Below are 12,093 nucleotides of genomic sequence, written 5' to 3' on the forward strand. Positions count from 1 at the left end.
CCGGTGAACAGCCGGAACACCGAGACCCGCGCCGCCTCGTCCCGCGCCGGCGCCTGCCGGCAGGCGACGAACAGCGGCACGAGCCGGACCAGTTGACCCTCTACGGCACGAGAACGGCGCCGGCCGGCTCAGGACGATCTCCCCGGACGACGGGGATGGCGTCGCCGTCCGGGCCCTGCACCGGCTGGTCACCGATCTCAGCTCCGAAGTACGCGACCTCAGGGAACGGCTCGACGGCGCCCCACCCGCTTGATCAGGCCGCCCTCGACCAGCCCTTCCACAGGGGGCGGCGCCGCACAAATTCGGCGGGTACAGTGCGGAGATCAGCAGAACCCCAGGGTGAGGCCCCGCACGTGTTGACCCAGACCACCTCCCGGGTGCTCGAACCGAGCGACCTTGACGCCGCGCTCGCCATCCTCGACCGCGAGCCGGTCACGAATGCCTTCGTGACCTCCCGGGTCCAGGTCGCCGGGCTCGACCCCTGGCGACTCGGCGGCGAGATGTGGGGCTTCTACGAGGACGGCATGCTGACGTCGCTCTGCTACGCGGGCGCCAACCTCGTCCCGATCTGCGCCACCCCGCGCGCCGTGCGCGCCTTCGCCGACCGGGCCCGTCGGGCCGGCCGCCGCTGCTCCTCCATCGTCGGACCCGCCGGACCCACCACCCAGCTCTGGCGTCTCCTCGAACCCAGCTGGGGCCCGGCCCGCGAGGTCCGCGGCCACCAGCCCCTCATGGTCACCGACCGGATGCCCGCCGACATCGCCCCCGACCCGTACGTCCGTCGCATCCGCAAGGACGAGATGGAGACGATCATGCCGGCCTGCGTGGCGATGTTCACCGAGGAGGTCGGCGTCTCCCCGATGGCAGGGGACGGCGGCCTGCTCTACCAGGCCAGGGTCGCCGAACTGGTCGGCTCGGGACGCTCCTTCGCCCGCGTCGACGACCGCGGCAAGGTCGTCTTCAAGGCCGAGATCGGCGCCGCCACCGCGCGCGCCTGCCAGATCCAGGGCGTCTGGGTGGCCCCCGAGTACCGGGGCCAGGGGTACGCCGCCCCCGGCATGGCGGCCGTCCTGCGCTACGCCCTCGCCGACGTCGCACCCGTGGCCAGCCTCTACGTCAACGACTTCAACACCGCGGCCAGGCGCACCTACCGCCGGGTCGGCTTCCAGGAGATCGGCGCGTTCACGAGCGTGCTGTTCTAGGGGCGAGCCCGGCTCCGGGGATCAGCGGCGGGCTGTTCTGGGGGCGAACCCGCCTCCGGGGAATTGGTGCCCGGTGTTCTGAAGGGGAGCCCGTCTTCAGGGGCCGAGGGGCGTGCCGTTCCAAGGGCACACGGCTTCGCGCGCCCCCCCCGGCACGGAGAACGGCCGCGCCCGCGCCCCCCCGCTCCCCGGAGTCGCCGACCGCGCAGCCCCCTGCTCCCGGAGGGGCCGCCCGCGCAGCCCCCGCTCCCCGGAGGGGCCGCCCGCGCAGCCCCCGCTCCCCGGAGGCGCCGCCCGCGCAGCCCCCGCTCCCCGAAGGCGCCGCCCGCGCAGCCCCCGCTCCTCGAAGGCGCCGCCCCCGCCGTCCGCGCCGCCCGTCGTCGCGGAACGTCCCGTCCGACGCCCCGTCCGACGCCGGGGCCGCTACCCCTGTACCCTCCCCGCATGGACCTCGTCATCGGCCCCCTCGACCTGTCCGCCCACGTCGACGAGGCCCTCGCCGTCCAGGCCGTCGCGTTCGGCCTCGGCTCCGACGAAGTGGCCGTGCGCCGCCAGATCGTCCTGCGCCACATGACCTACCCGGGCGCCCGCGCCCTGGGCGCCACCGAGGGCGGCCGTCTCGTCGGCTTCGTGTACGGCATGCCCAACGACCGCGGCCACTGGTGGTCCACCGTCGTCGAGCCCTACCTCCGCGCCCAGGACCTCGACGGCTGGCTCGACGACTCCTTCGTCATCACCGAACTCCACGTCCACCCCCACCACCAGAACCGGGGCGTCGGCCGCGCCCTCATCACCCGCATCACCGACAGCGCCACCGAGCCCCGCTCGATCCTGTCGGCCATCGACATCGAGAGCCCGGCCCGCGGCCTCTACCACTCCCTCGGCTACCAGGACCTCGCCCGCAGGGTGCTGTTCCCGAGCGCCCCGCGGCCCTACGCCGTGATGGGCGCCCCCCTCCCGCTGCGCCGCCGGTGACCGATTTCCACCCGCACAGCGGCCCCGGCTAACCTCCTAGCCATCACCCTTTCCCGGCAGGAGTACGAGAACCATGGCGAACGCACCGGTCCAGCGCATGTCCCGTTTGATGGCGAAGACGCTGCGCGACGACCCGGCCGACGCCGAGGTCCTCAGCCACAAGCTGCTCGTCCGCGCCGGGTACGTCCGCCGCACCGCGGCCGGCCTCTGGAGCTGGCTGCCGCTGGGCAAGCGGGTGCTCGCCAACATCGAGCGCATCGTCCGCGAGGAGATGGACGCCATCGGCGCCCAGGAGGTGCTGCTCCCCGCCCTGCTGCCGCGCGAGCCCTACGAGGCGACCGGCCGCTGGGAGGAGTACGGCCCCGAGCTGTTCCGCCTCCAGGACCGCAAGGGCGGCGACTACCTCCTCGGCCCCACCCACGAGGAGATCTTCACCCAGCTGGTGAAGGACCAGGCGTCGTCCTACAAGGACCTGCCGGTCATCCTCTACCAGATCCAGCACAAGTACCGTGACGAGGCCCGCCCCCGGGCCGGCATCCTGCGCGGCCGCGAGTTCCTCATGAAGGACTCCTACTCCTTCGACACCGAGGACGAGGGCCTCGCCCACTCCTACGCCCTGCACCGCGCGGCCTACCAGCGGATCTTCGAGCGCCTCGGCCTCGACTACCGCATCTGCGCGGCCACCGCGGGCGCCATGGGCGGCTCCAAGTCGGAGGAGTTCCTGGCCCCCGCCGCGGCGGGCGAGGACACCTTCGCGGACTGCCCGCACTGCGACTTCGCCGCCAACACCGAGGCGATCACCTACCCGCTCGCCCCGGTCGACGCGTCCGCCGTGCCCGCCGTCGAGGAGCTGGCCACCCCCGACACCCCGACCATCGAGTCCCTCGCCGCCTTCCTCGACGTCCCCGCCTCCGCCACCCTGAAGAACCTCCTGGTGAAGGTGGACGGCGAGATCGTCGCCGTCGGCGTCCCCGGCGACCGCGAGGTCGACCTCGACAAGGTGGAGGCGCACTTCGCCCCGGCCGCCGTCGAGCTGGTCACCGCCGAGGACTTCACCGGCCGCCCCGACCTGGTGCGCGGCTACGTCGGACCGCAGGGCCTGGAGAAGGTCACCTACATCGCCGACCCGCGGATCGCCCCCGGCACCTCCTGGATCACGGGCGCGAACAAGGCGGGCACCCACGCGAAGAACGTCGTCGCCGGCCGCGACTTCGACGTCGACACGTACATCGACGTCGTCGTCGTCCAGGAGGGCGACCCCTGCCCGAAGTGCGGCACCGGCCTCACGCTGGACCGCGCCATCGAGATCGGCCACATCTTCCAGCTCGGCCGCAAGTACGCCGACGCCCTCAAGCTCGACGTCCTCGGCCGGCAGGGCAAGCCGGTCCGCGTCACCATGGGCTCCTACGGCATCGGCGTCTCCCGCGCGGTCGCGGCCCTCGCCGAGCAGACCGCCGACGAGCACGGGCTGGTCTGGCCCCGCGAGGTCGCCCCGGCCGACGTCCATGTGGTCGCCGCGGGCAAGGCCGTCCAGACCGAACTCGCCCTGGACGTCTCGGAGAAGCTCCGCGAGGCCGGCCTGCGGGTCCTGGTCGACGACCGCGCCGGGGTCTCGCCCGGCGTCAAGTTCACCGACGCGGAACTCATCGGCGTCCCGCACATCCTGGTCGCGGGCCGCCGCTCCGCCGAGGGCGTCCTTGAGCTGAAGGACCGCAGGACCGGCGAGCGCGAGGAACTGACGGTGGACGAGGCGCTCGCCCGCCTCTCCGCCCTCTGACCGACCGCGCGGAGCGTCCTTCCGAGGCGCGCGCCGGCGCCTCACCGACGCCGCTCAAGCCGTTCCCCGACCGCGGTACGTGACCCGGCGTCACGCGGGAGGGGAACGGCCGTGACCGGCAACTCGCCCCGCCGGGAGCCCCGTTCGGACGCGCGGGCACCCGGCCCCGGGGGACCGTCGGCCGGAGACCCCCTAGAGCCACCCGGCTACAGCCACCCGGCGAACTCCAGCAGGAGTTCCGCGTCCTTGGGGCGGCCCACCCGCAGCGCCCGCACCCCCGACTCCACCGCCCGGAACAGCGCCCAGCCCCGCAGCCGGTCCTGGTCCACGTCGAGGGACTCCGCCAGGCGCTTCACCCGCCGTCTCGCCGTCGACGCGCCGGACGGCACCGCGATCAGGTCCTCCACCCGGTCGCGCACCAGCCGCGCCAGGTCGAACGCGCACTCCCCGACCACCGGATCGGGGCCCACCGCGAGCCACGGCGAACGCTCACCCGCGAGCACCTTGCTCTGCCGGAACGTCCCGTGCAGCAGCCGCCGTTCCTGTTCGACGAGGAGCAGCTCGTCGCGGGCCATCAGCGCCGCGTCGACCAACTGCGCCACCTCGGGACGCGCCCCCGCGGTGGCCAGCATCGCCGCGGCCTGCCGGCCGGTGCGCTCGGCCACCGTCTCGAAGGAGTGGTCGGCCGGCGGCTCCACCCACAGCCTGCGCAGCGTCCCGGCCGCCTCCAGCAGCGCCCGCGCCTCCGGCAGCGACCGCACCGAGACGTCCGGGTGCAGCCGTTCGAGGAGCAGCTCGCCCTCGGCCTCGAACGGTTCGAGCAGCCGCACGGCACCGCGCCCCGCCCAGTGCGCCAGCGCGGCCCGCTCGCTCTCCGGGCGAGCCCGCGGCGGCGCCAGCTTCAGCACGGCGGGGGTGCCGTCGGCGAGGCGCACCAGCACCACCAGGCTGCTCCGTCCGCCGGGCGCCTGCACCCGCTCCACCGTCGACCCGCGCCGCTCGACCGCGTGTTGCGCCGTGCCGGGCAGCCTCGCCAGCCAGTCGTCACCCTCGGGCGCCGCCGTCTCCCCGAGCGCCCGGAGCAGCCGTCTGGGCGGTTCGAAAGCCATGCGCGAGTCGTTCCCTTCGTGTCGTTTCCCCGGCCGGGGGCGCTTCGTCCGGCGGTCCGCCGCCGGCGCAGAGGCTCACGACGGCGCGCGCGTCACCCCTTCGGGGTCGCCGGGGCCGCGCCTGCGGACGCCCGTTCGGCCAGCCCAGGGAAGGCTACGCTCTCCCCGCGCCAGCGCACCGCCCGCACCGCGGCCTCCCGCAGCCCCTCGGCCGCGGCGCGCCGCCTCTCGCCCGACGACGCCCGCACCAGGTCCGAGTAAACCCCGGCCACCCGGTCCTCCAACTCGGCGGCCAGCCGCACCGCGCCGTCCGAGTCGCTCACCGCGAACGGCAGCGCGTACCCGGCCGAGGCGGCCACCGGCGTACCGCCGAGGTCCCGCACCTGACGCGCCAGCGCGTCCCGCCTGGCCCGGTGCGCCTCGTACGCCTGCCGGGCCTCGGAGCGCTGCGCGGCCCTGACCTGCCCGCCGACCACGCCGTATCCGTACACCGCCGCGTGCTCGGCGCCCAGCGCCGCCTGCAACGCCGTCAGCACCCGCTGGTCGCGGTCGCTCACCGGCCGCCCTCCGTCCGCTCGTTCGCCGTGTTCACTTCGCGTTCCCGCTCTCCGTCAGCAGATACACGTGCGCCGCCCCGGCCGCCGCCACCGACGCAAGCAGCCGGGCCGGTTCGCCGGGAACGTCCTGGAGAGCCGCGGTCCGCCGCTCGGCCAGGGTCCGTTCGGCACCGGCGAGCGCGGCGAGGGCATCCTTCTCGGTCCCGGCGGACGGGGAGGGCGACACCGGGGCCACCGACGAGGGGGCGGACGGCGTGCGGGTCGCCTCCGTGCCTCCCGCGTCCGGGGTCCGCCCGCCGCCGCTGTGCGGTGTCCAGCCGAACGCCCGTGCGTGCCGGTCGACCTCGGCCCGCAGCGGCGCCAGCCGCACCGCGAGCGCGGGGAACGCGGCGATCGTCGCGTCGTACCGCTCCCGCAGCGCCACGCTGTCCCGGGCGGCGCGCTCCTGCGCCCGCAGGGCGGCCGAACTGCCGTCCGTGCTCTCGTCGTCGCCGTCGGGGCCCGACGAGCAGCCCGCCAGCAGGGCGGCCCCGACGGCCGCGGCGAGCACGGATCTTCTGCGCGGACCCGCGAGGGTGCGCGGCGGTGAGGGGTACGGCACGGCAGGCGTCCTCGGGGCTCGTACGAACATACGGGCGGGGAAGGGCGGCCCGCCGTGATCACCGTACCCGCGCCCCCGCCGATCGCCGCTCATCGGCACCGCACGTCCCCGGGGTGGACGGCAACACACCCTGCGACCGGATACCCTTTGACCAGACACGCGACCATCCCACAACAGCACACGCGGCCGAGGAGTCACCCGGATGAGCACCACCCAGAGCGAGAGGCTGCGAGCACTGCTGGAACCGCTCGTCGGCTCCCAGGGACTGGATCTCGAAGAGGTCGCGGTGGACTCGGTCGGGCGCAAGCGGGTGCTGCGGGTGGTCGTCGACTCGGACGACGGCGCGGACCTCGACCGGATCGCCGATGTGAGCCGCGCGCTCTCGGCGAAGCTCGACGAGACCGACGCGATGGGCGACGGCGAGTACACGCTGGAGGTCGGCACCCCGGGCGCGGAGCGGCTCCTCGAGGAGCACCGCCACTACCGGCGCGCCGTGGACCGACTGGTGAAGTTCCAACTGACCGACGGCGCCGAGCTGGTGGCCAGGATCCTGGCCGTCGACCCCGACGACGACGCGCTCGACGTCGAGGTGCCCGGCGTGAAGGGGCGCAAGCCCACCGCCAGGCGCCTCGCCCTCGCGGACATCGACAAGGCACGCGTGCAGGTCGAGTTCAACCGCAAGGACAAGAACGACAACGACGACAAGGAAGAGGAGGCGTAGCCGTGGACATCGACATGAGCGCCCTGCGGGGCTTGGTGCGGGAGAAGGAGATCTCCTTCGACCTGTTGGTCGAGGCGATCGAGTCCGCCCTCCTCATCGCCTACCACCGCACCGAAGGAAGCCGCCGCCGCGCGCGCGTGGAGCTCAACCGGGACAGCGGGCACGTCACCGTGTGGGCGAAGGAGGACCCCGAGGACCTGGAGGAGGACCAGCAGCCGCGCGAGTTCGACGACACCCCGTCGGACTTCGGCCGCATCGCCGCGACCACCGCCAAGCAGGTCATCCTCCAGCGGCTGCGCGACGCCCAGGACGACGCGACGCTCGGTGAGTACGCCGGCCGCGAGGGCGACATCGTGATGGGTGTCGTCCAGCAGGGCCGCGACCCGAAGAACGTGCTGGTCGACATCGGCAAGCTGGAGGCCATCCTGCCGGTGCAGGAGCAGGTGCCGGGCGAGACCTACCAGCACGGCATGCGGCTGCGCTCGTACGTCGTCCGGGTGGCGAAGGGCGTGCGCGGCCCGTCGGTGACCCTCTCGCGCACACATCCCAATCTGGTGAAGAAACTGTTCGCCCTCGAGGTGCCCGAGATCGCCGACGGCTCCGTCGAGATCTCCGCCATCGCCCGCGAGGCCGGCCACCGCACCAAGATCGCGGTCCGCTCCACCCGGTCGGGGCTGAACGCCAAGGGCGCGTGCATCGGCCCGATGGGCGGCCGGGTGCGCAACGTGATGGGCGAGCTGAACGGCGAGAAGATCGACATCGTCGACTGGTCGGACGACCCGGCCGAGATGGTCGCCAACGCGCTCTCCCCGGCCCGCGTCTCCAAGGTCGAGGTGGTGGACCTCGCCGCCCGCTCCGCGCGGGTGACGGTCCCCGACTACCAGCTCTCCCTGGCCATCGGCAAGGAGGGCCAGAACGCCCGGCTCGCCGCCCGGCTCACCGGCTGGCGGATCGACATCAGGCCGGACACCGAGGAGCAGGACCAGTCCGAGGACTAGATCAGCTGATCGGTTCCGAGGTTCCGAAGATCGGTTCCGAGGTTCCGAAGATCAGGTGCGAGGAATAGATCCAAGCCGCCGGTCGCTGAGATCACGACAGTTATGGCGCAGCATGTGTTCGATTGTTGCCCCGAACGGGTGAGGTCGGCGCGGGGAGGTAGACTTGACGGTGTCTGGCCGGACGCGAGCCCGCGCATGCCCTGAACGCACCTGTGTGGGGTGCAGGCAGCGAGCGGCCAAGCAGGATCTACTGCGCATCGTGGCGGTCGAGGGTGAGTGTCTCCCCGATCATCGCGGTACGCTGCCCGGCCGGGGTGCCTACTCGCACCTCGCCCTGGTCTGTCTCGACCAGGCGGTACGCCGCCGGGCGTTCCCGCGGGCACTGCGCGCACCGGGAACGCTCGACACAAAGGCGTTGCGCCGATACGTCGAGCAGGCAACCGTCGCCGAGCAGGCGACACCGTAAGAACTTGCCGTACGGATCCCCCCGTGCGGCCTGGTACCTCGCGAGTCGAAAGCAGGTCGAGATTGCGATGAGCACTCGATGAGTACGCGATGAGTACGCCCATGAACTAGCGACGGTCCGGACGCAACCCGGACCTCAGAGGAGTGAAGTGGCTAAGGTCCGGGTCTACGAACTCGCCAAGGAGTTCGGCGTGGAGAGCAAGGTCGTCATGGCCAAGCTCCAGGAACTCGGTGAATTCGTCCGTTCGGCGTCTTCGACGATCGAAGCGCCCGTAGTACGCAAGCTGACCGACGCCTTCCAGGGCGGCAACGGCAAGTCCGCCGGCAAGCCCGCCCCGCGCAAGGCCGCCCCCAGGCCCGCCGCGCCCCAGGCGCAGGCGGCACGTCCGGCTGCCCCCAGGCCGCCGGCCCCGCCCCGGTCCGAGACGGCGCAGCAGCCGTCCGCCCCGGCGGCGTCCGCACCCGCTCCGGGTCCGCGGCCCACGCCTGGCCCCAAGCCGGCGCCGCGTCCGGCCCCGGCCGCGCCCACCACGCCGGAGTTCACCGCTCCGCCGTCGGCGCCGGCCCCGGCACCCGCGGCTCAGCAGGGTCAGCAGGGACAGCAGGCTCCGCGCCCCGGCGCGCGTCCCGGCCCCGCCTCCCCGAAGCCCAGCGGCGGCCGTCCCGCGCCGTCGGGTCAGGGCCAGTCCCGCCCCGGCGGCCAGGGCGCTCCGCGCTCCGGTGGTCAGGGCGGTGCGCGTCCCGGTGCCCGTCCGGCCGGTCCGCGTCCGGGTAACAACCCCTTCACCTCAAGCGGCTCGACGGGCATGTCCCGTCCGCAGTCGCCCCGTCCGCAGGGCGGCCAGCGTCCCGGCGGTCCCGGTGCCCCCGGCGCCGGTCCCCGCCCGCAGGCACCCGGTGGCCAGGGCGGCGGTCCGCGTCCGCAGGCTCCCGGTGGCGCGGCTCGTCCGAGCCCGTCCGGCATGCCCCGTCCGCAGGGCGGTCCCCGTCCCGGTGGCGGCCCCGGCGGCCCCCGTCCCAACCCGGGCATGATGCCGCAGCGTCCCGCTGCGGGTCCGCGCCCCGGCGGTGGTCCCGGTGGCGGTCGCGGTCCCGGCGGTGCCGGTCGTCCCGGCGGTGCCGGTGCCGGTCGTCCGGGTGGCGGCGGCTTCGCCGGCCGTCCCGGTGGCGGCGCCGGTGGTGCCCGTCCGGGTGGCGGCGGCGGTTTCGCCGGTCGTCCCGGTGGCGGTGGCCCCGGTGGCGGCGGCGGCTTCGGTGGCGGCGGTGGCCGTCCCGGTTTCGGTGGCCGTCCCGGTGGTCCGGGTGGTCGTGGTGGCACGCAGGGCGCCTTCGGCCGTCCCGGCGGTCCCGCGCGCCGTGGTCGCAAGTCGAAGCGGCAGAGGCGCCAGGAGTACGAGGCCATGCAGGCCCCGTCGGTCGGCGGCGTGATGCTGCCTCGCGGCAACGGCGAAGCCATTCGCCTGTCGCGCGGTGCGTCGCTCACCGACTTCGCGGAGAAGATCAACGCCAACCCGGCGTCGCTCGTCGCGGTCATGATGAACCTCGGCGAGATGGTCACGGCCACGCAGTCCGTCTCCGACGAGACGCTCCAGCTCCTCGCGGGCGAGATGAACTACACGGTTCAGATCGTCAGCCCGGAGGAGGAGGACCGCGAGCTGCTCGAGTCCTTCGACATCGAGTTCGGCGAGGACGAGGGCGGCGAGGAGGACCTCGTGGTCCGTCCGCCGGTCGTCACCGTCATGGGTCACGTCGACCACGGCAAGACCCGACTGCTCGACGCGATCCGCAAGACGAACGTCATCGCGGGCGAGGCCGGCGGCATCACCCAGCACATCGGTGCCTACCAGGTCGCGACCGAGGTCAACGCCGAGGAACGCAAGATCACGTTCATCGACACCCCGGGTCACGAGGCGTTCACCGCCATGCGTGCCCGTGGTGCCCGGTCGACGGACATCGCGATCCTCGTCGTCGCCGCCAACGACGGCGTCATGCCCCAGACGGTCGAGGCGCTCAACCACGCCAAGGCCGCCGAGGTCCCGATCGTCGTCGCGGTCAACAAGATCGACGTCGAGGGCGCCGACCCGACCAAGGTGCGCGGCCAGCTCACCGAATACGGTCTGGTGGCCGAGGAGTACGGCGGCGACACCATGTTCGTCGACATCTCCGCCAAGCAGGGTCTGCACATCGACTCCCTGCTGGAGGCCGTGGTCCTCACCGCGGACGCCTCGCTCGACCTGCGTGCCAACCCGCACCAGGACGCGCAGGGCATCTCGATCGAGTCCCGGCTCGACCGCGGCCGAGGCGCCGTCTCCACGGTCCTCGTCCAGCGCGGAACGCTGCGGGTCGGCGACACGATGGTCGTGGGCGACGCCTACGGCCGAGTGCGCGCCATGCTCGACGACAACGGCAACAACGTCGCTGAGGCGGGTCCGTCGACGCCGGTCCAGGTCCTGGGCCTGACCAACGTCCCGGGCGCGGGCGACAACTTCCTCGTCGTCGACGAGGACCGCACCGCCCGTCAGATCGCCGAGAAGCGGGCCGCCCGCGAGCGCAACGCCGCGTTCGCGAAGCGCACCCGCCGCGTCTCCCTCGAGGACCTGGACAAGGTGCTCAAGGCCGGCGAGGTCCAGCAGCTGAACCTGATCATCAAGGGTGACGCGTCTGGTTCCGTCGAGGCTCTCGAGTCCTCCCTGCTCCAGCTCGACGTCGGCGAAGAGGTCGACATCCGGGTCCTGCACCGCGGCGTCGGTGCGGTCACGGAGTCGGACATCGACCTGGCGATGGGCTCGGACGCCATCGTGATCGGCTTCAACGTCCGTGCGGCCGGTCGTGCCGCGCAGATGGCCGAGCGCGAAGGCGTGGACGTCCGCTACTACTCGGTCATCTACCAGGCGATCGAGGAGATCGAGGCGGCCCTCAAGGGCATGCTCAAGCCGGAGTTCGAAGAGGTCGAGCTGGGCACGGCGGAGATCCGCGAGGTCTTCAAGTCGTCCAAGCTGGGCAACATCGCGGGTGTCCTCATCCGCTCCGGCGAGGTCAAGCGCAACACCAAGGCGCGCCTGGTCCGCGACGGCAAGGTCATCGCGGAGAACCTCAACATCGAGGGTCTGCGTCGCTTCAAGGACGACGTCACCGAGATCCGCGAAGGGTTCGAGGGCGGTATCAACCTCGGCAACTTCAACGACATCAAGGTCGACGACGTCATCGCGACGTACGAGATGCGCGAGAAGCCGCGCGTCTGACCGACACAGCACGCGATCGGGGCCGGTCGGCGGAAGATATTCCGTCGATCGGCCCCGGCCGTTGCGTGTACCGTTCCGGTATCGGTGCCCGAGCGGTGGCGCCTGCACCCCGGACCGGCGGGACATCCGGATACACAGATGTATGTGGGGACGCTCTCCTTCGACCTGCTCCTCGGCGACGTCCACTCGCTGAAGGAGAAACGCTCACTCGTCCGCCCGATCGTGGCCGAGCTGCACCGCAAGTACGCGGTGAGTGTGGCCGAGACGGGCCACCAGGACCTCCATCGCAGGACCGAGATCGGGCTCGCGGTGGTGTCAGGGGACACGGAGCACCTCACCGACGTACTCGACCGCTGTGAGCGCCTCGTCGCCGCGCGGCCCGAGGTGGAGCTGCTGTCGGTTCGACGCAGGCTCCACAGCGACGAAGACTGAAGCAAGAAGCAAGA

At 72.9% G+C, this 12,093-nt stretch carries 11 protein-coding genes; 8 read left to right on the forward strand and 3 right to left on the reverse strand.

Annotated features, from left to right (window positions below; translation table 11 throughout):
• The first annotated feature begins 353 nt into the window (after window positions 1-353).
• The 3 genes from DDJ31_RS27595 to DDJ31_RS27605 all read left to right on the forward strand — a co-directional run bounded on the left by DDJ31_RS27595 (window position 354) and on the right by DDJ31_RS27605 (window position 3,954).
• Window positions 354-1,202, forward strand: coding sequence for a GNAT family N-acetyltransferase (locus DDJ31_RS27595; protein WP_127177680.1), 849 nt, complete (start codon window positions 354-356; stop codon window positions 1,200-1,202).
• Between the two features lie 444 nt (window positions 1,203-1,646).
• A complete protein-coding gene (locus DDJ31_RS27600) occupies window positions 1,647-2,177 on the forward strand; it encodes a GNAT family N-acetyltransferase (RefSeq protein ID WP_127177679.1) in 531 nt (176 codons plus the stop codon).
• Between the two features lie 73 nt (window positions 2,178-2,250).
• Window positions 2,251-3,954: a proline--tRNA ligase gene (locus tag DDJ31_RS27605; protein WP_127177678.1), complete on the forward strand. Its 1,704-nt coding sequence runs from the start codon at window positions 2,251-2,253 to the stop codon at window positions 3,952-3,954.
• Window positions 3,955-4,160: 206 nt separating this feature from the next.
• Here DDJ31_RS27605 and DDJ31_RS27610 read toward each other — a convergent pair whose 3' ends face one another.
• The 3 genes from DDJ31_RS27610 to DDJ31_RS27620 all read right to left on the reverse strand — a co-directional run bounded on the left by DDJ31_RS27610 (window position 4,161) and on the right by DDJ31_RS27620 (window position 6,221).
• Window positions 4,161-5,063, reverse strand: coding sequence for an aminoglycoside phosphotransferase family protein (locus DDJ31_RS27610; protein WP_127177677.1), 903 nt, complete (start codon window positions 5,061-5,063; stop codon window positions 4,161-4,163).
• A gap of 92 nt (window positions 5,064-5,155) precedes the next feature.
• Complete coding sequence (locus DDJ31_RS27615; RefSeq protein ID WP_127177676.1) at window positions 5,156-5,620, reverse strand: ferritin-like domain-containing protein; 465 nt, start codon at window positions 5,618-5,620, stop codon at window positions 5,156-5,158.
• Window positions 5,621-5,651: 31 nt separating this feature from the next.
• Window positions 5,652-6,221: a hypothetical protein gene (locus tag DDJ31_RS27620; RefSeq protein WP_127177675.1), complete on the reverse strand. Its 570-nt coding sequence runs from the start codon at window positions 6,219-6,221 to the stop codon at window positions 5,652-5,654.
• 202 nt (window positions 6,222-6,423) lie between these two features.
• Between DDJ31_RS27620 and rimP the strand changes: the two genes are divergently transcribed.
• The 5 genes from rimP (at window position 6,424) to DDJ31_RS27645 (ending at window position 12,079) form a co-directional block, all read left to right on the forward strand.
• Window positions 6,424-6,942, forward strand: a complete 519-nt coding sequence (gene rimP / locus DDJ31_RS27625; RefSeq protein WP_127177674.1) for a ribosome maturation factor RimP — start codon at window positions 6,424-6,426, stop codon at window positions 6,940-6,942.
• A 2-nt stretch (window positions 6,943-6,944) separates the two neighbouring features.
• Window positions 6,945-7,940 carry a transcription termination factor NusA gene (nusA, locus tag DDJ31_RS27630; RefSeq protein WP_127177673.1) on the forward strand — a complete coding sequence of 332 codons (996 nt, stop codon included), beginning with the start codon at window positions 6,945-6,947 and terminating at the stop codon, window positions 7,938-7,940.
• Window positions 7,941-8,109: 169 nt separating this feature from the next.
• Window positions 8,110-8,406, forward strand: coding sequence for a YlxR family protein (locus DDJ31_RS27635; RefSeq protein ID WP_127182582.1), 297 nt, complete (start codon window positions 8,110-8,112; stop codon window positions 8,404-8,406).
• A 148-nt stretch (window positions 8,407-8,554) separates the two neighbouring features.
• The gene (infB, locus tag DDJ31_RS27640) at window positions 8,555-11,647 is read left to right on the forward strand and encodes a translation initiation factor IF-2 (protein ID WP_127177672.1); all 3,093 of its coding nucleotides are present in this window, start codon (window positions 8,555-8,557) and stop codon (window positions 11,645-11,647) included.
• A gap of 138 nt (window positions 11,648-11,785) precedes the next feature.
• On the forward strand, window positions 11,786-12,079 hold the full coding sequence (locus DDJ31_RS27645) for a DUF503 domain-containing protein (RefSeq protein WP_127177671.1): 294 nt from the start codon (window positions 11,786-11,788) through the stop codon (window positions 12,077-12,079).
• The last annotated feature ends 14 nt before the right edge of the window (window positions 12,080-12,093 follow it).

The sequence above is a fragment of the Streptomyces griseoviridis genome (assembly GCF_005222485.1).
Taxonomy (GTDB): Bacteria; Actinomycetota; Actinomycetes; order Streptomycetales; family Streptomycetaceae; genus Streptomyces; species Streptomyces hintoniae.